20 protein-coding genes are annotated in these 21098 nt (G+C 33.4%); 7 read left to right on the plus strand and 13 right to left on the minus strand.

Going from position 1 to position 21098, the window contains the following annotated elements; genetic code table 11:
* Positions 1–243: 243 nt before the first annotated feature.
* The 6 genes from J2W95_RS14745 (at position 244) to J2W95_RS14770 (ending at position 6152) form a co-directional block, all read left to right on the plus strand.
* Positions 244–1029: a LuxR C-terminal-related transcriptional regulator gene (locus tag J2W95_RS14745; protein WP_310008364.1), complete on the plus strand. Its 786-nt coding sequence runs from the start codon at positions 244–246 to the stop codon at positions 1027–1029.
* Positions 1030–1132: 103 nt separating this feature from the next.
* Positions 1133–2467 (plus strand): hypothetical protein, encoded by a 1335-nt coding sequence (locus J2W95_RS14750; protein WP_310008366.1) that lies wholly within the window; start codon positions 1133–1135, stop codon positions 2465–2467.
* A gap of 266 nt (positions 2468–2733) precedes the next feature.
* Positions 2734–3411, plus strand: coding sequence for an SDR family NAD(P)-dependent oxidoreductase (locus J2W95_RS14755; RefSeq protein ID WP_310008368.1), 678 nt, complete (start codon positions 2734–2736; stop codon positions 3409–3411).
* A gap of 6 nt (positions 3412–3417) precedes the next feature.
* On the plus strand, positions 3418–4017 hold the full coding sequence (locus J2W95_RS14760; RefSeq protein ID WP_310008369.1) for a SprT-like domain-containing protein: 600 nt from the start codon (positions 3418–3420) through the stop codon (positions 4015–4017).
* Between the two features lie 40 nt (positions 4018–4057).
* Positions 4058–5116, plus strand: a complete 1059-nt coding sequence (locus J2W95_RS14765; RefSeq protein ID WP_310008371.1) for a mannose-1-phosphate guanylyltransferase — start codon at positions 4058–4060, stop codon at positions 5114–5116.
* Positions 5117–5228: 112 nt separating this feature from the next.
* On the plus strand, positions 5229–6152 hold the full coding sequence (locus tag J2W95_RS14770; protein WP_310008373.1) for an EamA family transporter: 924 nt from the start codon (positions 5229–5231) through the stop codon (positions 6150–6152).
* Position 6153: 1 nt separating this feature from the next.
* On the opposite strand, the gene J2W95_RS14775 is transcribed toward J2W95_RS14770, so the two are convergent.
* The 8 genes from J2W95_RS14775 to J2W95_RS14810 form a co-directional block, all read right to left on the minus strand.
* Entirely contained in the window at positions 6154–6915 is a 762-nt protein-coding gene (locus J2W95_RS14775; protein WP_310008375.1) for an ABC transporter ATP-binding protein, read from the minus strand.
* Entirely contained in the window at positions 6912–7661 is a 750-nt protein-coding gene (locus J2W95_RS14780; RefSeq protein WP_310008377.1) for an MlaE family ABC transporter permease, read from the minus strand. Before J2W95_RS14780 ends, J2W95_RS14775 begins: the two co-directional genes overlap by 4 nt.
* 114 nt (positions 7662–7775) lie before the next feature.
* On the minus strand, positions 7776–8624 hold the full coding sequence (locus J2W95_RS14785) for a glycosyltransferase family 2 protein (protein ID WP_310008379.1): 849 nt from the start codon (positions 8622–8624) through the stop codon (positions 7776–7778).
* Between the two features lie 77 nt (positions 8625–8701).
* Positions 8702–9229: a class I SAM-dependent methyltransferase gene (locus J2W95_RS14790; RefSeq protein ID WP_310008381.1), complete on the minus strand. Its 528-nt coding sequence runs from the start codon at positions 9227–9229 to the stop codon at positions 8702–8704.
* A gap of 194 nt (positions 9230–9423) precedes the next feature.
* Positions 9424–10482: a 3-oxoacyl-ACP synthase III family protein gene (locus J2W95_RS14795; protein ID WP_310008383.1), complete on the minus strand. Its 1059-nt coding sequence runs from the start codon at positions 10480–10482 to the stop codon at positions 9424–9426.
* 367 nt (positions 10483–10849) lie between these two features.
* Positions 10850–11497, minus strand: a complete 648-nt coding sequence (locus J2W95_RS14800) for a TonB-dependent receptor plug domain-containing protein (RefSeq protein WP_310008385.1) — start codon at positions 11495–11497, stop codon at positions 10850–10852.
* 151 nt (positions 11498–11648) lie between these two features.
* Positions 11649–12584: an alpha/beta hydrolase gene (locus tag J2W95_RS14805; protein ID WP_310008389.1), complete on the minus strand. Its 936-nt coding sequence runs from the start codon at positions 12582–12584 to the stop codon at positions 11649–11651.
* Between the two features lie 491 nt (positions 12585–13075).
* Positions 13076–13654: a hypothetical protein gene (locus J2W95_RS14810; RefSeq protein ID WP_310008391.1), complete on the minus strand. Its 579-nt coding sequence runs from the start codon at positions 13652–13654 to the stop codon at positions 13076–13078.
* A 111-nt stretch (positions 13655–13765) separates the two neighbouring features.
* Here J2W95_RS14810 and J2W95_RS14815 point away from each other — a divergent pair, with 111 nt between their 5' ends.
* Positions 13766–14656 carry a winged helix-turn-helix domain-containing protein gene (locus J2W95_RS14815; protein ID WP_310008392.1) on the plus strand — a complete coding sequence of 297 codons (891 nt, stop codon included), beginning with the start codon at positions 13766–13768 and terminating at the stop codon, positions 14654–14656.
* 268 nt (positions 14657–14924) lie between these two features.
* Here the strand turns inward: J2W95_RS14815 and J2W95_RS14820 are convergent, their stop codons facing one another.
* From J2W95_RS14820 to J2W95_RS14840, 5 genes are all read right to left on the minus strand, one after another.
* Positions 14925–15770, minus strand: a complete 846-nt coding sequence (locus J2W95_RS14820; protein WP_310008395.1) for an alpha/beta hydrolase family protein — start codon at positions 15768–15770, stop codon at positions 14925–14927.
* A gap of 449 nt (positions 15771–16219) precedes the next feature.
* Entirely contained in the window at positions 16220–16582 is a 363-nt protein-coding gene (locus J2W95_RS14825; protein ID WP_310008397.1) for a VOC family protein, read from the minus strand.
* Between the two features lie 211 nt (positions 16583–16793).
* The gene (locus J2W95_RS14830; RefSeq protein ID WP_310008398.1) at positions 16794–17681 is read right to left on the minus strand and encodes a hypothetical protein; all 888 of its coding nucleotides are present in this window, start codon (positions 17679–17681) and stop codon (positions 16794–16796) included.
* 440 nt (positions 17682–18121) lie between these two features.
* Complete coding sequence (locus J2W95_RS14835; protein WP_310008400.1) at positions 18122–19663, minus strand: DUF6770 family protein; 1542 nt, start codon at positions 19661–19663, stop codon at positions 18122–18124.
* Positions 19664–19679: 16 nt separating this feature from the next.
* Positions 19680–21092, minus strand: coding sequence for a M48 family metallopeptidase (locus tag J2W95_RS14840; protein ID WP_310008402.1), 1413 nt, complete (start codon positions 21090–21092; stop codon positions 19680–19682).
* Positions 21093–21098: the final 6 nt, after the last annotated feature.

Below are 21098 nucleotides of genomic sequence, written 5' to 3' on the forward strand. Positions count from 1 at the left end.
TGAGTAAAAGAGGTTGGAGTAATAGTTGTCTTGAAAAATTATTGTGTTTGCTATTTTAAAGCTTTCAAATTTTATAAAAACAGCATCGTTTTATAGAATGTTAAATTTATTGTAAAAAAAATAATATTTTTTATGTTTTTGATAATAAGTCTTTTACTGTTTGTTTTGTCGGAATTTGTAATTATTACTACTAATTCAGTTTGTCTTTGGGATGTTGTCTGATTTTTATTTTAACATTTTTTTATGTTATTTTGCCCAATTTATTCAGACGCTATGCTTCCAGAAATTGAAAATTTACATAAAGTTTGGATAAACACCAAAAGTTCCGAAACAACTAGGTTGCCTCAGATTTCATTTGACGATTTAACAAATTCAATTATAAATACAGGTCCTTTTTATTATTACATAATAGATTTTTATGATATGTCATTGTCTGATATAAGTCCATCTATTATCGAAATGCACGGATTTAATCCCGGTACAATAAAATTCAATGATATACTTAATGCAATCCATCCTGATGATATAAATTTTGTAGCAAATGCAGAGAAAGCTCTGGAGGATTTTTTTTATAAAAATCTTGGAGTGAATAAGTTGCTTAATTATAAAATGAGTTATTGTTTTAGAATGAGAATGAAAAATGGAACCTATTCGCTGATAAACCATCAAGCATTGATACTTACAATGGATAGTAATGGTAAAGTGGGAAAATCATTAAACATTCATACTCAAATTGATCACTTGAGTAAATTGAACACTTACACAATGTCACTTATTGGACTAAATGGAGATCCTTCTTTTATGGATTTAAGCCTAGACAAAGAAAATCAAGATTTAAAAGAATTTTCTAAAAGAGAAATTGATATAATCAAACTTTTAGCTAATGGCTTAAATAATACACAAATTGCAGAAAAGCTTTTTATTAGTCCATTGACGGTAAAAAAACACAGAAATAATATTTTGACTAAATCTGAATCTAAAAACACCGCTCAGCTTATTAAAAACTGTGTTGTACAAGGGGTAATTTAGTTTTTACAATGAAGAATACTCCTTTTGGTGTATTTTTTAAAATTCTGGTTAGGCTAATTTTACTGCAATTAAAACAGAAACAATAATTTATAACAAACGAAGTATGACAACGATGAAAAAGTATTTTAGAATTATTTTTATTTTAATAACAATTTTACAAGTAAGTTCTTGTTCAAATGATGAGGGCGATAAGGGAGACAAGGGAGATGATCCTATCGAAACTCCATCAAATAATAACAACCCGAATAATCCTACAGATACCCCAACAGGAAATAATGGAGGAAACAATTCAACCGAGACTTCAATATATGGAGGTGTTTGGGTTCGTCTTCTAGGCCCAAGTGGGGATGAAACTGATATAGCAATAGGCGGGATTAAAGGTGAGGCACCAGATAGAGTATATATGTGTGAGAAAAAGGGGTCTGTCGGTTTATATAAAGGGACAATAAGCGGAGATGTAATCGTTTGGGATTCAGAACACGGACTTCCTAACTCTCAAGTAAAATTGGTTGGTAATGAATTAGAACTTTCATATCCTTCAGTTAGCTGGTCAATTCCGACAATGTATGCTAAAGGCTCATGGTCTGGAGGTTGTGTACCTCTTGAAATAAGTGTTGGAACTGGAACAGATAACGGACAAGTTTTGTTTTGGACGGAAACTGATTTAGGTGTTGGTAGTATAACTGTTACTTGTAATGGAATCAATAAAACGATGAATCAATATTATACTTCAGGTTCTCCTAGTTGTGGATCAACTGGCGCGGCTAACTTTACTTTAGCTCCTGGGGATTATTCTTATACTGCTTCAGGAGGAACATTGTTATGGAGTGGTACTATAACTGTAACTGCTGGTGGTTGCTTAAAAACGCAACTAAGAAGTAGTGATGCTGGTGGCGCAACAGGAGCAGGTCAAGCTATGTTTTGGACTCAAACTGATTTAGGAGTTGGTGCAATAACAATTTCCTGTAATGGAATCACTAAAACGATCAATCAATATTATAGTTCTGGTGCCCCTAGTTGTGGAGCAGCTGGAGGAGCAAACTTTGATTTAGACCCAGGAACTTATTCTTATAGTGCTTCAGGAGGATTATTGACTTGGAGTGGAACTATAACTGTAACAAGTGGTGGTTGTTCTAAAATGGAACTAACTAGTAGTGGAGCAGAGGGTGGATCAACAGGAACTAATACTGGACAAGCTATGTTTTGGACAGCTTCTGATTTTGGTGTTGGCAGCATAACCGTTACCTGTAATGGAAGCTCTAAAACGATAGATAGTTACTACAGTTCAGGTGTTCCTGATTGTGGAGCAACGGGTGGGGCTAACTTTAATTTAGATCCAGGAACTTATTCTTATAGTGCTTCAGGAGGATCATTGAAATGGAGTGGTAATATAACTGTAACTAATGGTGGTTGCTTCAAAATGCAACTTACTCATTAGTATATAAATGGCAGTGGCAGCAGTTGAGCTGCTCTAGTTACACTCTAGATTTAGATGCCCCAAGTTGTGGATTCAACTGGGGCATACTTTATTTTAATCCAGTGGTTTTAATAATAAAAGTAAACTTTGATAATGAGATAATCGCTAGTAGGGTATTAAAGAATAAACAGGTCATCAGAAAAAAAACATGAGTTTCCATCTTGAAAGAATCCATCAGGTTATACATAGACTTGATGGATTTTTTTTAATTTAGCGAAAATTTTAGAATGAAAAACATTATTATTACAGGAACCAGTAGGGGAATAGGTTTGGAGTTGGCTTTACAATTTGCCAATGCAGGAAACCAGGTGCTTGCTTTGTCAAGAAAAACAAATCAAATCTTGCTTTCTCATAAAAATATTACCAGTCTTTCGGTTGATTTATCAAGCGAAGACGAGCTGCAACAAGTAACCAATTTTCTTTCCGCTACTTGGGATAGAATTGATGCCGTTGTCCATAATGCAGGAAGTTTGCTATTAAGACCTTTTGCCGAAACGACACAGCAAGATTTCGAAAATATTTACAAAGTCAATGTTTTTGGAGTTGCCAATTTAACCCGAATCTGTTTGCCTTATTTGCAAAAAGGGAGTCATGTAGTAACCATAAGTTCCATGGGAGGTGTACAGGGAAGCTTAAAATTTGCTGGATTGGCAGCTTACAGTTCGAGTAAAGGAGCTGTGATTACGCTATCTGAATTATTAGCGGAAGAGTATAAAGAACAAGGAATTTCTTTTAATATTTTGGCTTTGGGCTCTGTTCAGACCGAAATGTTGCAAGAGGCATTTCCAGGATATCAAGCGCCACTTTCTGCTAGTGAAATGGCCAATTATATTTATGATTTCACTCTTACAGGGAATAAATATTTTAACGGTAAAGTATTGCCCGTTTCTTCCACAAACCCATAATTAATTTTGCCCGAAACACTTTTAAAATATTTGCCGGAACATGCCGTAAAGCCAGTTTTTGAACTGATTGTTACGCATCAAGTGCATCTCAAAATTGTAAATGAGAGGCAAACCCGTCATGGAGATTACCGAAAAGGGATGAACGGGAAACATGAAATTACGGTGAATGCGAGTCTCAATAAATACAGGTTTTTGATTACTCTTATTCATGAAATTTCACATTTGGTGGCTTTTGAGAAATTTGGACGTAATATTAAACCCCACGGAGGTGAGTGGAAACATTCTTTTCAAAGGATGATGGTTCCATTTATTCGACCAGAGATTTTTCCGAATCATTTGTTGCCATTGTTGGCAAGACATTTTAGGAATCCGACGGCAAGTAGCGATACCGATACCACATTGGCATTGGCTCTAAAGCAGTATGATAAACCAAATGATAAAAACTATATCTTTGATATTCCTTACGGTAGCGTTTTTAGAATTTCAAATGGAAAGATTTTCAAGAAAATAGCAATACGAACCAAGCGATACGAATGTTTGGAAATAAGTTCCGGACGATTGTATTTATTTAACCCAAATGCCGAGGTAGAGTTGTTGCCTGGTTAATAAATGATTAGCTATAAAGTAGCGAAGACAAAACATTACAATGAACAAAAATTATTACGCAATATTAATGGCAGGTGGAATCGGTTCTCGATTTTGGCCAGTAAGCACGAGAGAATTCCCGAAGCAGTTTCATGATATGTTGGGTTCTGGAGAGACTTTAATTCAGAAAACATTTAGTCGATTATCACAAATTATTCCAAAAGAGAATATTTTGATTTTGACACACGAAAGTTATAATGATTTGATTTTGGAACAATTACCAATGGTAAAACAAGATCAAATTGTTTTGGAACCAGCGATGAGAAATACAGCTCCTTGTATTTTGTATGCCTCATTAAAAATTAAAAAATTGAATCCAAATGCTGTGATGGTTGTTGCACCAAGCGACCATTGGATTGAAGATGAAATGCAGTTTGTGGCCAATTTGCAACGCTCTTTTGATTTATGCGAAAGAGAAGAAACCTTGATGACTCTGGGAATTTTGCCTACATCTCCAAACACCGGTTATGGCTATATTGAATTTGACAAATTGGACAGTCGTTCGATAAAAAAAGTTGTTCAATTTAGAGAAAAACCAGATTTTAAAACAGCTAGACGCTTTATCCAAAGTAGAAATTATTTATGGAATGCTGGTATTTTTATCTGGAGTGTGCGGTCTATTTTAAAAGCTTTTGAAGAATTTCAACCAGAAATGTTTACTCTTTTTATGGAAGGATATGAAGCATATAATTCAGATAAGGAAAGTGCTTTTATACAGGAGAATTATCCAAATGCTGACAACATTTCTATTGATTATGCCATCATGGAAAATGCGAAAAACGTGTATGTGCTTCCAGCAACTTTTGACTGGAATGATCTTGGAACTTGGGGCTCACTACATGAAAAATTACCAAAAGACGACAATAATAATGCAGTGGTAAATGCAAACGTGTTATTGCAAAACGCATCGAATAATATCATTAGAACTGCGTTAGGAAAACAAGTAATTGTCGATGGTTTGGATGATTATATTATAGTAGATAAAGATTCTATCTTGTTGATTTATCCTAAAAGCAAGGAGCAAGAAATAAAAGCAATTGTATCTCAGTTAAAATCCTAGTGGATATTTTTATTCATAATTAAATCAAAAAGTGAATTCTTAAGAATTTTGGGAAAACTCAATTTTCAGAAAGGAATCATTTTTTTATTTTTATAAAAAACCTAAAAATAATATGGCCAAAAATGAAAATCAATTTCTAATTTATCTCGCTTTTGCGGCTATTTTTATTATTTGGGGAAGCACTTATTTCTTTATTTTTTTGGGACTTGAAACGATTCCGCCCTTTATGTTGATGGGAATGCGATTTGTAATTGCAGGTTTACTTTTATTGATTTTGATAAAAGCGCAAGGAAATTTGAAGAAACCCAATAAGGATGCAATACTCAAAAATTCAATTTACGGAACTCTTTTACTTGTTGGCGGAACAGGATCTGTGATGTGGGCAGAGCAATATGTCCCTTCTGGTATTGCTTCGATAGTAGTTTGTAGTTTACCTTTTTGGTTCTTGATTTTGGATTATCCAAAGTGGAAAGAAAACTTTTCAAATAGCAGTTCACTTTTGGGATTAATTATTGGTTTTGCTGGAGTTATAATTCTTTTTGATGTCAATGCATCTGTTTTTTCAGATCATTTTGTATTAGGGGTAATAGTAATTATAGCCGGAGGAATATCTTGGGCATTAGGTTCTTTATTTTCTAGATATTACCCTACTGATTTACCTACTTTGATGAATGTCGCTTTGCAAATGATAAGTGCAGGATTGTTTTGTTTGATGCTGTCTTATTTTACGAAAGAGACCGAAGATTTTGTTTTGAGTAATGTGTCTTTAGCTTCTTGGCTGAGTTTGGCGTATCTTGTTGTTTTTGGAATACTTGCTTTTGTCGCTTATTTATGGCTAATAACAAAGCGTTCACTGATACAAGTTGGAACCTACGTATATGTAAACCCAGTTATAGCTGTTTTTTTAGGTTGGTTGTTTGCTAAAGAAACCATCAGTAAAAAACAAATACTTGCATTAATTGTGATTCTAATAGGTGTAGTTTTAATCAACTGGGTTGGATATCGAAAGACTTTATTTGAAAAAAGTAAAGCCTAATTTATCCTTTTAGATATGCCTCTCTCACTTTTTTGAATAAGTTGGATGAATAAACAAATTCAACAATAGCTTCATTTTCGGTAAGGAAGATTTCTTCTTTGTTACCTTGCCAAGCTTTTACCCCATTTTTAAGAAACAAAATGTTATCCCCAATTTCCATTACAGAGTTCATGTCATGGGTGTTTACAACTGTTGTAATGTTGTATTCTTCCGTTATTTCTTTGATAAGATTATCGATCAATATTGCGGTGTTGGGATCCAATCCTGAGTTAGGTTCATCGCAAAATAAATACTTAGGATTATTTACAATCGCACGAGCAATGGCAACCCTTTTTTGCATTCCACCTGAAATTTCTGAAGGTAATTTTTTATGAGCACCCACCAGGTTCACCCTTTTTAAAACAAAATCGACACGATCTTGAATTTTAGAATTACTGTCGTTGGTAAACATTTTCAAAGGGAAACCCACGTTTTCGGCAACTGTCATGCTATCAAATAAAGCACTTCCTTGAAAAAGCATACCTATCTCAGTTCTGATTTCTCTTTTTTCATCGGCACTTAAATCAGAATAAATACGTCCATCAAAAGAGATGGTTCCTACTTCTGGTGTATGAATTCCTAATAATGATTTTAATAAAACTGTTTTTCCAGATCCACTTTGTCCGATGATCAAATTGGTTTTTCCTGCTTCAAAAACACTGGAAACTCCTTTTAGAATTTTGACACCACCAAATGATTTTTCTATGTTTTTTATTTCTATCATTTTGTTAAGAGTAATTGGGTAATAACATAATTCAATACGATGATGGCAACCGAGGTCCAAACAAAAGACACAGTGCTGGCTTTACCAACTTCTAGCGCACCACCTTTCATATAATAACCATGAAAAGATGGAATAGTAGCCAAAAGCATCCCAAAAATAAATGTCTTGGTGAAAGCATAAAAAATGTGAAATGGAAGAAAATCTCTTTGAATTCCTTCAATAAAGTCGATGCTGGCTCCAAAGCCACCATATACAGTTGCTAAATATCCTCCAGCTATACCTAAAAACATTCCGATACCAACTAGAAATGGATACAAAAGTAAGGCTATTATTTTTGGAAAAACCAAGTAATTAAGTGAGTTAACACCCATAACTTCTAGTGCGTCAATTTGTTCGGTAACTCGCATAGATCCTATGCTTGATGTTATGAAAGATCCCATTTTTCCAGCCATAATAATGGACATGAATGTTGGGGCAAATTCTAAAATTACTGATTGACGTGTAGCAAAACCGATAAGGTATTTTGGAATAAAGGAATTGGTTAGATTCAAAGCTGTTTGTATGGAAACAACTCCACCCACGAAGAAAGAAATGAAAGCTACAATTCCCAATGAATCAATAATTAAATCATCGACTTCTTTAAAAATTAAACCTTTCATAACAGACCATTTTGTTGGTTTGTTGAAGATTTCTTTCCACATTAAAAAATATTTCCCGATTTGGGAGGTATAGCGAATGAGCATCATTTTTTTAGTATTCAGTTTACAGTTTGCTGTATTCAGAAAGGAATACAAGTATGCAAAAATACTGTATTTTGTTGGAATTTTAGATTTTGTTTTTAATTACAGAGTTGTAAAATATTAAAACAATTTCTCTTTCATTTTTTGTAAACGATACTTTTGAATGAATTGGGCTTGTTCATTGGAAACCAACAACGTTTTTTTTGTTTTTTTGGCCTTCCAGAAACCTTGGATGTAGTCAAGAAAGAGTAGAGGTTTTTTCTTCAGCATCGCCAATTTTGCGGATGCAATAGCTGTAATCCAGAAACCATATCCAAGAGTGTAAAAAGCTTCGCCTTGTTTGTAACGTGCAGTTTTGTTGTAATTTGCGCCAGTTGGTTTGAGGTGTTTTACGTGTAAAGTAGAATCAGTGACTACTTTCCAATTGTAGTATTTGCAAAGCAATTCGTCAACTGTGTCCCAGCCCATAGCCGGTTTTAAGCCTCCAATTTGTTCAAAGGTTTCTTTTCGATAAGCTTTTAATGCACCTCTAATATGATCTTTATCGGTTAGGTTTTCTAAAATCCAATCACCATTTTTTTCGATGTAACAAAATCCGCCTACCATTCCAATTGTAGAATCAGATTGAAAATGTTTAATTATGGTTTCGAAATAATTGGAAGGAAAAATTAAATCGGCATCAATTTTTACAATTAAATCGTAATCTTCGTCCAATGTTTCAAATCCTTTCTGAAAAGCTTGAATTACCTTGCTTCCGGGTAAATGTATCGCTTCGGAAGTCTTGTTTACCAAAGTAATAAAAGGATTGTCTTTGGCAAAAGCCAAAACGATGTCGGCTGTTTTATCAGTAGAATTATCATTGACAACTACTATTTTTTTGGGCAAAACAGTTTGCGAAATCAAAGATTTCAAGGTCAACCCGATAAAAGCTTCTTCGTTGTAGGTAGGAATTACGATGTAATATTTCATTTAAAATATTTTTGAATGATGATTAACAATTCTTGATTTCTTAAAAATCGTTAATCTGCAATTTTAAATCTGTAATCTTAAATCTTAATTTTTTCTGCGTAAACAATGTAATATCTCGGAGTAAAAAATCGCAACAACGGGCGAAATCCAATTTTCTTTACAGGGTGAGTGAATTTTTCTCTGTCTATGATTTTCCAACCTGTTTTTTCCAATAACCAGTCCAATTGCCAATCTTCAAACTCGTGGTAATGTCTGTCCCACATGTCTGTTTTACTGCGATAGGCAGATGAAAACCAAAGGCGTAAAGGAATTGATATCAATAATTTGTCTGATTTTATTTCGCTTAAAATAGTATATGGATTAAGTAAATGCTCAAAAATTTCAAAAGCCGTTACCACATCTTGTTTTCCTTCCGAAAAAACACTTTGATTCAAGTCTAAATCTTCACCAGTTGTGTTTTTTACTGAATAACCTTCAGCTTTCATTATTTTAGAAAAAGGGTTGTCAACGCCCAAGTCTAATATGGTTTGAGAAATGTTGATATGTTTTTTTAAAAATTCTAAAGTATGTTTGAATCTTTTATTGGGAAACGTTTTTTCGTACATGTTTTTAATTTTTAACTATCGCTTTTGCTTTAGAGTTTGCAAATATAAAGATTCTGTTTCTTATACAGTTTGTAATTTCAAATTTGTCCAATAATATCTATTGATATTGGTGGTTGGTATTTGGTTACCATAAAAAAGCCCACTGCGCTAAAAAATAGGGAGTGGGCTTGAAATAAATAAGCGTACAGCTTAGTTTAATATCGGTAAACGAAGGCATTGATGTTCATTCCTGCTCCAACCGATGCAAAAATGAGTACATCTCCTTTGTTGATTTCTTGATCTTCGATTTGGCCTCTAATTATAAGATCAAAAAGGGTAGGCACAGTTGCAACACTGCTGTTTCCAAGTTCATGTATGCTCATTGGCATAATGTTCTTTGGAGGTGTTTCTCCGTACAGTTTGTAAAAGCGGTGAATGATGGCTTCATCCATTTTTTCGTTAGCTTGGTGGATAAGGATTTTCTTTACATCACCAATCTCAAGACCACTTTGATCCAAACAGCTTTTCATGGCTGCTGGAACTTGGCTTAGTGCAAATTCATAAATTTTACGACCATACATTTTAATGTACTTAGTATCTGGGTCTAAATCTGGGTTGTATGATTTTCCGAAGTAGAGGAAGTTGGCTTCTTCTGCGGCATAAGTAGCGCTTTCATAAGATAGCATTCCAGTTTCGTCGTCTGAGGCTTCTATAACTGAGGCTCCAGCTCCATCAGAGTAGATCATGGAATCTCTGTCGTGTGCATCAACTACGCGCGACAATGTTTCTGCACCTATAACAAGACATTTTTTTGCCATGCCTGATTTGATAAATGCATTGGCTTGCAATACTCCTTCAATCCAACCAGGACATCCAAAAAGGATATCGTAAGCGACACATTTTGGGTTCTTTATTTGCAATTGGTGTTTTACTCTGGTTGCCAAACTTGGAATAATATCCGATTGGGTTGTGCCAAATTTAACATCACCAAAGTTATGTGCAAAAATGATGTAGTCCAATGTTTCCGGGTCTATGCCTGCGTTCTCTATCGCTTTTTGGGAAGCAAAAAAAGCTAAATCTGAAGCTGTATAATGATCTTCGGCGTATCTTCTTTTTTCGATACCCGTAATTCCTTTGAATTTGTTAATTACGACTTCGTTTGGATAAGCAAATGGAGAACCGTCTTCGTTTAAGAAAACATGTTCACTAAAGTCGGTGTTGCTAATATTTTTCTCAGGAATATAGCTTCCAATACCAGTTATTTTTATTTTCATTTTGATAATTTCCAGATAAATTTTGGCTAAATTAATTATAATAAATATATAAAGCACGAATTATTTACTATGCATGCATATAATTATGGAATACTAGATATATGGTAAATTTATTGAATATATTTTATTGATTTGCAAAAATAATTGCATTAAGTTTTGGTAAAAGCTGGAAATAACAAAGTGGATGTTTTTTGTTACAAAGATATTTTTGTAAATTAAAAGGATAAATATCATTTGATTTTAAATATAAAGCGTAATCCTCTACGAGTCCATTTTGTAAAGATAAAATCAGCTTTTTATGAAAAACGTGGAGCCGAAACTCATTTATTATGGAGCCTATATTTTAAAATTTAAACCTAATGAAAAGTTATTTTATTGTTGTTATTACTATAACACCGCTGGATCCTTGAGATCCATAATAAGAAGCCTCAGCTCCTTTCAAAACCCTTATTGATTTTACATTATTAGGAATGATATAATCAATATTTGATACGATTACTCCATCAAGAACAAATAATGGCTCAGAAATAAAGTTTATTGAACTAACTCCTTGAATCGTTATTCTGTTATCTCTTGAAACGGTTACTCCAGCTACTCTGCCTCTTATCATATCATAAATAGTGTTGTAATTAGTCTTGTCATTTGTGGTACTATTACTTTTCGATTTGGCAACATATTTGTCCTCTGATTTGGAATATACAAGTGAAACGTCATTCCCTTTTTTGGTTTTTTTTGACTTATCAGTCTCTAAATACACAAAACTCATTTTATCTTCATTGTTAAATTTGGAGGATAATAATCCATATTCATCAGAGTAAACATTAATTGTACTCACCTTTGCAGGAATTAAAACTTCAAAATCACCATTCTTGTTTGTTACCACTTTTGAGTATATGGAATCCAAATATATTTTAGCTTTTGCTACAGGTTTATTGTTAAAATCTAGAACCTTTCCAATTAATTTATTTTGACCATATCCGAAAAGGGCAAATGACAAACAAATAGTAAGTAACATTTTTGAAATTTTCATAATGAAATTATTTGATTAAGAATTAGGGAGTTAAGTTATTTCATTTTTTTGAATAATCATTAAAGTGTTAAAAATTTATTAATTTCAGATAGCTCCGATTACCCAAATCCGTTGTACTAGCTGTTACCTGCAGGTATTATTCCTGTTTTAATAACCATTCAATTAATTCATTATTTTCCACAATACTCCAAGAATGTGGATGCCTACTATTATCAAGTTTTCTATATCCCTTATTTTGTGTAAGTATCAATTCTGCTTTAGTATTCCCAAGTCTATTCAATTCATTAATCATTGCCGAACATTCCGAAGCATTCATCCCTGTAAAATCTGTTGCAAATTCTTTTAACCACCAATCAACATCAGGCTCAGTGTAAATTCTCAAAGGAAGTTTTATTATGTTCTTAATAGCTGTTTGAGCTGTGTCACTAAATGAATAAGGTGATGTTTTGTAATAATTTTTTAATGCAACTTTTGGTGAACCACCCATTTCTTTTCCTATTCTCTCAATCATATAAACTCTCTCTTCATCTGGACTTTTGTTTACGGATAATCGTATCTCTCTTTCGGCTGTATTATAAAATCTTTCAAGATCAAGAGGTGGATCAATAGCAAAAATTGCATTTGGTTTTATTGTTGCAATTTCGGCAAATTTAATTGCTGTACTACCACCAATTGAAAAACCACCAACATAATATTTAAGGTTAGTTAATTTGTGCTTTTTCTTTACATCTAGTATAATATTATTGAATGATTGTTGACTTAGGCTATCAATCCCAAATGACAAAACGCCATCTTGTAAGGTTGGTATAATAGTCAATATTCCATTTTGAGATAATTTATTTGGTAAATCAGTTTGAAGTAAAACATCTTCGGCTGTTTGACCAAAACCTGGAATTAGAAACAAATATCCTGTCCAAGGTAGTTTTGGCGGATATATTATTGTGTAACAATTTTTTGTTGTGTCTGTTTTGACAAGGTAAACTTTCTCTGTTTTAGGATTAGTTGTTTTTTGTGCATTGCAACTAATTACAAAAAATGAAAAAGTCAAAAATGTAATTAAAAGTCTTGTCATTGGTTTCTGTTTTGTTTAGTAGTCTGTGGTTTTACACGTGCGTTTTGCGGCTTTGTGCAGTGGCGTTTGTTAATTGATAGTTGTAAATATATGTAATTTTCCTGTTGAGTAGTTTCCGTCTAAGAAAGATAAAATGAGACATTGCACAAAACCGCTGTTAAAAGAAGTTTTTATAATAATTTCCACTTTTCCTCAAAATTTTCTTTGCTAATTTCTATCGCAACAAATTGTTTTTGGAAATCATCAAGCACTAAATTGTTAGCAATCCAATATCCATAATTATTCTTGAAAAGCATTTTGAGAATTACTCGGTTAGCCTGCAATAGGTAATTTGCAGGCTTTTATGGTTTTTGCTTGTGTTTCCAGTAGCTCTACAGGAGATTCTTTGAGTATTTATTAGCTTTTTTTGAGACGTTAGAGCCGGTTTTGATTGCCATTAGCTCCGCTCCGCTTGCAGCCTCGGGTGTCGCTAATCGCGAGGCCCCTAATCCTCAGCAACCTTTATTTTTGCTAAAGTCGCGTTTAAAAAGTATCTTATTATTTCGCGCGATATAGTCCCCCGATATAATCAAATATGGATGATTATGTGAATACCCTGCGCCGCGGCTTCGTACAATTATTTTGTCGTTAACTTTCAGGCTATTTAACTGCTGAAAATCCTTAGGAATAAATTGCATCATGTATTCTTCGCCATTAATCCTGACTATAAGCCATTTTGGCCCTGATGATTTCGCATTTGTGCGCTGAAAAGTAACAGAGGTTACCACGGCCTCCATATTGGTGAAAGACTTTATATACTCCTTTATTTTATCATGACTGGCATGAATTTTTTTGCCTTCGGGAGAAACCTCCCATTCTTTGTACTTTATGCCGTCAGGAGAAGCTTCCCATTTTTTTCTTTCATCTAGATTGGCTTTCTTGTCAGCAATGGACAATGGCTTTGGGGATGGCTTAGTTTCATTTTTAATTTCACGATTAGCACCCGAGCCGTAGGCGAACGGAGCGAAGCTAAATACTAGTCCGCTCACCACAACTAGCGGTAAGATCAGCACATAGATGATTTTTTTCATATGTTTCATATCTTTTCAAATTGTTTCTGCAAATTTACACTGATGTTTTTCTGTTTGAGAGATTGGGATTGTAAATAAAAATGTAAACTTTGTAAATAAAAAATTGACATTATGCATCTTAGTCAAAATCTCCTCTCCGGAAAGCGCAAATACCTATTTGCATTGATACTACTCTCGTTTATCTTTGTAATCTGTGCAGCTTTCAGTATGACTGATAGTGACGATTTTGATATTGCCAGAAGGGAAGTTTTACTGCGCAGGATCGGACATGAAATACTTTTACAGTCCGGCGACAGTACATCAAGGGTTCTTCCCATAAAAAAGATAGCTGAAAATGAATATCAAATCAGGTTTGAGAATGAACTTACTTTTCAAACCGACTCCCTGGTGAATACTACTCAGCGTTTATTAGCCAAAGCCCCGTTCGCACGTGATTATGTTGTTAACGTACTTAATTGTGGCAACTCCAGTGTAGCTTATGGATATGCTATATCCAAAAATAAAAAAGATGATATTGTAGCGTGTAAAGGAAGAAGGCAACCCGTCGCCTGTTATATGATTAACATTAAATTTAAACCGAATGGCATAACTACAGTAAGGAATAAATATTTTTTGAGCGGCCTGTCATTTTTAGCATTTGTTGGCTTTGTTTTTTTGAGATCGGTGAAGCCGCGGAGAGCCTTACCTAAAGATGAGGATAACAAGATATTCACTTTTGGTTCAGTCTTATTTGATGCGCAGAAACGGCAACTGCTAATAAATAAAAAAACCATAGATCTGACGGGAACTGAAACGCGTCTGCTGCTCATTTTCGCATTAGCACCTAACGAGACTATTGAGAGAAGCCGCCTGCAAAAAGAGATATGGGAAGATGAAGGAGTTATTGTGGGGCGTAGTCTGGATATGTTCATATCAAAACTTAGAAAAAAACTAGATCTTGATCCGAATATTAACATTGTTGTTATACGCAACAAGGGATATAAGCTTGAAGTTAGCTCTTAAGACCCGAGGCTTAAAGCCGAACGGAGCGAAGCTAAAATCTTCGCGCTCCGAACAGCGAAGCAAATCATCCCAAATACAAATAATCGAGCTGAGTTTCTAATTCTAAATTCGGAAATTATATAAAAAAATCCATTCGTGTGAATGGATTTTTTGTTGGGTTTTAGATTAATAACGGTTTGGCGCATTGTGTTTGGGAAGGAAATTGAAAGAACTGCTGTTGAATTTTTCATTTCCGGATACCTGACGAAAACCACTGCTGTAAGATATTTTATTTATCGAGAAACGAAAGAACTAGATTTGTCAATGATGCTCTTTTGTTTGTAAAACTATGGTCCGTGTCCCAAACCTGATAATCAAAGTATTTCGGATTTTGAGATTTTATTGTTGCAGCTAATTCTTTATTCCATTCGTGTTCGTCCAACATTATAATTTGCTTGTCTTTTAATGCCTTTACATCTGTCTCAAGATTGTAATAAGGACGCTCTCTATAAGCAGATAAATAGATTTCAAGTGTGGTTGAGTTTAATGATTTATAATTAGGATATTTAGTGACTGTTGCAGTCAATGCTTTTTCATCAGGAAACGTCTTTAAATCATAATAGAAGTCACCCGCCGATAAAGCAAATCCTTTTTTTATTTGTGGTAATTGTTCCAAGGCTTTGAGACAGACAAATCCACCCATACTATGTCCAAACAAGACGATGTTCTTTGTGTCAATTCTCAAAGAATCCTGATATTTATTACAGAAAGCAACCACATTCTTGGTGTCTTCAACACAATTTTTAAAATCAAATTTTCCAGAAGTTCCCCATGAACCTCTGTAATTAAAATAAATCACGTTCCACCCGTGTGCACGCACTGCTTGTGCAATGTCAAGGCTTTTTTCATTTCCCGGCATTCCGTGCAATAATAGTAATGTTGGATGTTTTTCCTTTCCGTTTGCAGTATACATCATTGCGGGTAATTGAGAGTTAGCCGAAGGAATTTCTAGCTCCAGCATTCCTGCAGGTGCAGTTTTGTCCCACGTCAGGTCTTTTAAAACAATATTGTCTGTCTGTGCGATGATGTCTGCCGAAGCAAAAAACAAAATAAAAAATAAAAGCAGTCTTGTCATAATGTTATGGTTTAATGTTTGGATGTTATAGTTTAATGTTTGAGCTGTGTCAAAAAAGTAATTTACATTGTAGCTTTGATGGTTTGTGGTTCGTAACCGATAAATTTTCGGTTTATTATTTTTAATTATTCACTTTACGTTATTATATTCTGCACAAAATATTTCAATTTTCAGCATTCTACTTTTTAGGTTTCTGTAATCAAGTTTCCACATTTTCAGTTTCTAAACATCAAACTTTAATTTTCTGCGCAACTGAATGAAATTAAAAACATGATTTTAACTGAAATGCTCTTTTTCAACTAGCTCATAACGTTCTGGTTCGACAGCAGGTTTGGGATTAAATTAAGCCCTTTATTCGGATTTGCCACCCGAGCGGTAGCGAACAGGCGAAACAAATCATCCCAAATGCAAAACCAACTTTCCATTAAGCGAATTTGTTCTATCAGGTTTTACCACTCTTGAATTATAACGCAAACTTGTTCATCTCTTAATGCGAATTCTTTAGCACCCCAAGGGCGAAGAGTAATTTTCTGAAGGTTAGGATGAAGAAATTCAGGATGAGAGTTAGAAACCTTTCCATAAACTTCGTCAATATTTTTTGTCACTAACCTAAACTCTGGATTATGCTCTTTAGCAAGTTTTACATTTTCAAAAAGATATATCTGCAATCCATCTTTTTCCAATACACAAAACGGTTCGCTTGATTTTATTTCATTATGTACAATAGTAAATCCCAAACAGTCATAAAAGAATTTCAATCCATTGATAATATTCACATAATAAACATTTGGAATTAGTTTTTCAAAATTCATAAACTAAGATTTTTAAATTTATATAAATTCTCTTAATGATTACTGATAACATCTTGATACTACAACGGGTTTGCGACTAAATTAATCCCATTCTTCGGATTTGCCACCCGAGCGATAGCGAACAGGCGAAGCAAATCATCCCAATTACAAAACCAACTTCCATTATGTCAATTGCTCAAATCCATTGTAGCTTTTGTGCGTTCATGCTTATTTATTCTAAATGATTTTCCTTTTTTAATATTGCAATGGTCTTAGGAATTTGTTCTTGAAGATTATTGAGTTTATAAATATAAAAGGCTACCACTCTCGATGTGATAAAGTTTTGATTACTATACTCTGCCATTAATTTTTCATCATCATTGACCAATTTAACGACTTTTGATTTCAAGAAGAAACTACTTTTATTTTTTAAATTGTACCCTCTCATATAATTGAAGTTAAATATCTTTCTGCTAAGGTTCACTATTTCACCTATCCCTTGTTCATCATAATATTCTCCTTGAGATTCAACGTCTTCTATCAATTCGGCATATTCAGTTATTGCATCGGCAGATGCTTTGTTGCTTATTAATCTCATTCCGCCCGAATTTTTTAATTGGGTTATTGTTCTTTTTGTAAATCCAATTTGATAACTAGATGCTGTATTGTAGTACATTAATTGATACATATGCTTAATAGTACTATCATTATACGGTGAATTCGAGCATAATAATGACAAGCTATCTAAACCAACCACTTGTTTTTTAAGATTAACGAGATCCTCATTGATTTTTGCGGAATCCGATTCTAAATCCTCTATCATAGATAGTACATATTGTGTTCCCTTTTCTTTTTCAATACGATGCTCTAAAAAATACTCAGCCAAAAAACCGCAGAATACCGCCAAAAACAGCATTCCAAACTCCCAACCATAAGTGCGCCAAGTTTTTTTGCCATGGTCATGTGATGAATGATGATGTACTTCCATATTGTCTATTTTCTGATTGGGGTTATTAGTTTCTGTTTCTTTTGTTGGTATAGTTATGTCACCAATGTCTTCTACTTCAGTTATTGGTGAATTATTTAAACTATTTTTTTCTGTTTCTAAATCGTCTGTCATATTTACTTAGTTATCTGTATAAATTTATGGGTGTTCATCAGTATGATGCACAACTTGAATATATGTCTGATAAATATCAGTATTTGTTTATTTTCAAATATATAGATTTTTCCTTATAAATTATTAAAAGTACTTTTTATCTGCATGCTGCACTGATTCTATTTTACTTTCTTTTCTGTTTTTTTGGCTTAATGTTTTGAAAAGTATTTTGAAAAACTAAAGCTGTAAAATAGCCCTGATGGGAGCTGCATCCCATCTCGTTTTTTCTACGAGTTGGAATAGAGCGGACAGCAGGAGTGATGTTGATAAAAAACGGAAGAGTTCTGCTCCTTAATTTTCTTTAGGATTATAAACAAGAAACCCTTTCAGTTGTGATACTGAAAGGGTTTTGTTTGAGAAATTCTAAAAATATTTTTATATTTTTTCTCGGTTTTTGAAAATTAATTGATGTTCATTTTCTCTAAATGTAGATTTAGTTTTTTTAGTTTTTTGTCGTATTCTAAAAGCAATACATTTCCAAGTTTGGCAGGTAAAACTCTAAACTCGACTGCGTCATTTTGTAAATATATTTTGTCTTCGGATAGTTTTCCTTCGTCGTAAATGATTGTTTTAAAAGCATTTTTGTTTTTCTCTCCTTTTAGTCTTTCGTAGTCAATAAAACAAGAATAGAATCTGTCATTGACTTTGTCAACCTGAGTGTATTCGTAATCAAAAGCACCTTGTCCCTTTAAAGCAAATGCATTTAATTGTGGACTTCCAAAATCGGTTAAACTAGGAGCTCTGGATTTTCCTTTTTCGTATTCTTTGATTTCGGTTAGTTTAAAGTCTGAATTAAATTTGAAAACTACTGAATTTGTTATGGTAAGTTGAGTAACATTTGTTGGTCCGCCGCCACCCAGCATGGATAATGCGGATAATGCTACACCTCCGCCACTTACTGTTTTTTTGTAAAACTCACCTACAGCATAAAATTCGTTTTGGTTTGTTTTTACGATTTTATGGAAAAAGACATATCCTTTTTCGTCAAGATAATCTCCTTTTATATTGGCCAGTTTTACTACATCATCTTTCCAGCTGATAAATTCTTCTCTTATAGTTTTTCCTGTAGAGTCAATTAGTTCCATAGCCAACCCTAAACTTTTGTCAGTGTATATATTGTCACCTTCCTTAAAATATTCTCCCATTAAAATAAGATTATTTTTATTGTCGAAAAAAACATTGGTGATTAATTTAGGTTTTTTGTTTTTGGCATACTCTTTTTCGAATAATAAATCGCCTGTTTTGATATCAATAACTTTAGTTTTCAACGTTATTTTACGAGATAGTAAACTTGATTTTGATGATTCTAGCGCTACTAGGTATTTGTCATTTGCTTCAATCGGATTGATCGCTAAATAATCTTTGGAGTCTTTAGGAGAACTGTATTCCCAAGCTGTATCTCCATTGGTTGGGTAGTATTTTAAAGAATAACCTATATTTTTATTGTCTTCGAATTTATTGAAAATAAATCCTTTGTTTTCAATCGGAAAAAGAACATTAAAATCTCCTGATTGCTGCATGTATTGAAGATAACGAATCTCTTTGCTTTCAAGAGGAAATTCCACTTTTGGCAATTGGTTTGCTTTGGTATCAAAAGACAATAGCGTGATTTTTTTTTCTTTGTAATTAGCCATAGCAAACATTACTTGCTGGTTGTTGAAACTACTTTTCATCAAAAAAGTGTTCTTATTGTCGATGTAGTTTTTTTGGGCAATTTCATTTAGGTTTTTGTCTAGAATTTGGATGGCAAACTCACGGTCTCCTTTTTTTAGTTTATCTAATTCATAAAAGAAATAATAGCCATCTACATCACTGTCTTTGTTCAAAATGGCTCCTGAATTTTTTACTTTGAAGGTGTCGTTGACATTGTCAATGTTTTTTGTTTGTGCGAGTGTCAAGTTGGCAACAAGACATGTAAGCAGTAAAATACTGGTTTTTTTCATGGTAGGGGTTTAAGTATTAATTTTGGTTTAAATTTTTAAAAAAGGAGAAATTATCCTGAAAGAGTACGTCGTCTTTTGCTTTAAGTTCATTTTCTGCGCAAAAGGCGTAGCCAATTTTTCGAACATTTTTGAGTTCAAGATTGTTTAAGAATAACCGGATCTCGTTAACATATTTTTCTTCCGAAAATGTATTTGCTGGTTCTACATATTTTCCAAAAACATGGTTTTGTTTCAGCAAGAATATTTTTTTGAATAAGGTTGAAATTGCTTTAGTGTATGTTAAATCATCTATGTCTTGGTTCTCATGTAGCGAAAGGATTTGATATAAAGCATAATCATATCTATTGCTGTCATAGTAAATTCTGAAACTATTTTCGGCAACTTTTTTCTTGACTAGATCAAGTAGCTCCTTTGAAGGACTTGTTGAAGACAATTTATTATTATGAAGTATTGTTTCAATACGTAGTGGTATGTCGGGATGTGTTTTTAAAGAATCTTTATCTAACGCAAAATCATTTGCACTTTGGGTAATGTCAAAAAGCTTGTCTTCTTTTTCAGTCCATACCTCTTTGAACGGGTAGTCTTTGAAGTTAAAGTTCTGTTTTAGATTTGTTTGATTATTGAAAACCATACCTTCATCAAAATCTAATTTTTTTAAGGCAGTGACCGCAGCCTGTTGACTGTATTTTGTTTTGCTGAAAAGTACTATTCCAAGAGAATCAGCTTGGATTTCGTCGTTTCGGCTGTGTTTCATGAAATTGTATTTTAAGTCGCTTAACAAAGAAGTAACGGCAGCTCTTCGACCGTATTTTAAATTGGATGCAGCACTTAATTTCTTTTTTACATCCTTAGAATTAAATGTCTGGATGTGTTTCAAAAGTGATTTGTCATTGTGATTGAGTATATAATGGGATAGCTCATGACAAATTATAAAAGCAATTTCATCATTATTCTCTGCTAAATTAAATAGGCCAAGGTTTATTGTAAAAATTCCATTTCCGTAACAGGCAGCATTTGGAATTAAGGATTTACTGATCAGAAAGTAAAAATCTTTGTTGTCTATTTGTGGATTTGAACGGTATATTTCCGCTAGTACCGTTTGAAGATAATTGTTGATGTTTTTATCAAAAATGAAGGAACTGTCTTTGATGCTTTTGAAAAAAGTTTCCTTTCTTTCGAGTAGTATTTCTTTGATTTTCTTTTGATTTTTAATATCAAAGGAACCTATTTTGTTTGTGGTTATTTTATTGATGTAATTTTGAATTGAATCAATATTGTTTGGAGTATAAATAAAACTTTTGTTTTGTGAATTGGCAACACTAAAGCACAATAATAAAATGAGACAGAATACTTTTTTCAATGGAGTAGGTGTAGGATTTGGTTTGATAAAAACCAAAAATAAAAAAAATGTCCCGATTTCTCGAGACATTTTGTG

Origin of the sequence: Flavobacterium granuli, assembly GCF_031456055.1 — a bacterium.
In the GTDB taxonomy this organism is placed as follows: domain Bacteria; phylum Bacteroidota; class Bacteroidia; order Flavobacteriales; family Flavobacteriaceae; genus Flavobacterium; species Flavobacterium granuli_A.

What these genes read in the sequence shown, in the direction of transcription:
- J2W95_RS14790 (WP_310008381.1), bottom strand. Translation starts at nt 9,229, where the DNA reads ATGTACGAAAAAACGTTTCCCAATAAAAGATTCAAACATACTTTAGAA.
- J2W95_RS14750 (WP_310008366.1), top strand. Translation starts at nt 1,133, where the DNA reads ATGACAACGATGAAAAAGTATTTTAGAATTATTTTTATTTTAATAACA.
- J2W95_RS14820 (WP_310008395.1), bottom strand. Translation starts at nt 15,770, where the DNA reads ATGACAAGACTGCTTTTATTTTTTATTTTGTTTTTTGCTTCGGCAGAC.
- J2W95_RS14805 (WP_310008389.1), bottom strand. Translation starts at nt 12,584, where the DNA reads ATGACAAGACTTTTAATTACATTTTTGACTTTTTCATTTTTTGTAATT.
- J2W95_RS14815 (WP_310008392.1), top strand. Translation starts at nt 13,766, where the DNA reads ATGCATCTTAGTCAAAATCTCCTCTCCGGAAAGCGCAAATACCTATTT.
- J2W95_RS14755 (WP_310008368.1), top strand. Translation starts at nt 2,734, where the DNA reads ATGAAAAACATTATTATTACAGGAACCAGTAGGGGAATAGGTTTGGAG.
- J2W95_RS14780 (WP_310008377.1), bottom strand. Translation starts at nt 7,661, where the DNA reads ATGATGCTCATTCGCTATACCTCCCAAATCGGGAAATATTTTTTAATG.
- J2W95_RS14765 (WP_310008371.1), top strand. Translation starts at nt 4,058, where the DNA reads ATGAACAAAAATTATTACGCAATATTAATGGCAGGTGGAATCGGTTCT.
- J2W95_RS14795 (WP_310008383.1), bottom strand. Translation starts at nt 10,482, where the DNA reads ATGAAAATAAAAATAACTGGTATTGGAAGCTATATTCCTGAGAAAAAT.
- J2W95_RS14775 (WP_310008375.1), bottom strand. Translation starts at nt 6,915, where the DNA reads ATGATAGAAATAAAAAACATAGAAAAATCATTTGGTGGTGTCAAAATT.
- J2W95_RS14825 (WP_310008397.1), bottom strand. Translation starts at nt 16,582, where the DNA reads ATGAATTTTGAAAAACTAATTCCAAATGTTTATTATGTGAATATTATC.
- J2W95_RS14835 (WP_310008400.1), bottom strand. Translation starts at nt 19,663, where the DNA reads ATGAAAAAAACCAGTATTTTACTGCTTACATGTCTTGTTGCCAACTTG.
- J2W95_RS14800 (WP_310008385.1), bottom strand. Translation starts at nt 11,497, where the DNA reads ATGTTACTTACTATTTGTTTGTCATTTGCCCTTTTCGGATATGGTCAA.
- J2W95_RS14810 (WP_310008391.1), bottom strand. Translation starts at nt 13,654, where the DNA reads ATGAAAAAAATCATCTATGTGCTGATCTTACCGCTAGTTGTGGTGAGC.
- J2W95_RS14830 (WP_310008398.1), bottom strand. Translation starts at nt 17,681, where the DNA reads ATGACAGACGATTTAGAAACAGAAAAAAATAGTTTAAATAATTCACCA.
- J2W95_RS14770 (WP_310008373.1), top strand. Translation starts at nt 5,229, where the DNA reads ATGGCCAAAAATGAAAATCAATTTCTAATTTATCTCGCTTTTGCGGCT.
- J2W95_RS14785 (WP_310008379.1), bottom strand. Translation starts at nt 8,624, where the DNA reads ATGAAATATTACATCGTAATTCCTACCTACAACGAAGAAGCTTTTATC.
- J2W95_RS14840 (WP_310008402.1), bottom strand. Translation starts at nt 21,092, where the DNA reads ATGTCTCGAGAAATCGGGACATTTTTTTTATTTTTGGTTTTTATCAAA.
- J2W95_RS14745 (WP_310008364.1), top strand. Translation starts at nt 244, where the DNA reads ATGTTATTTTGCCCAATTTATTCAGACGCTATGCTTCCAGAAATTGAA.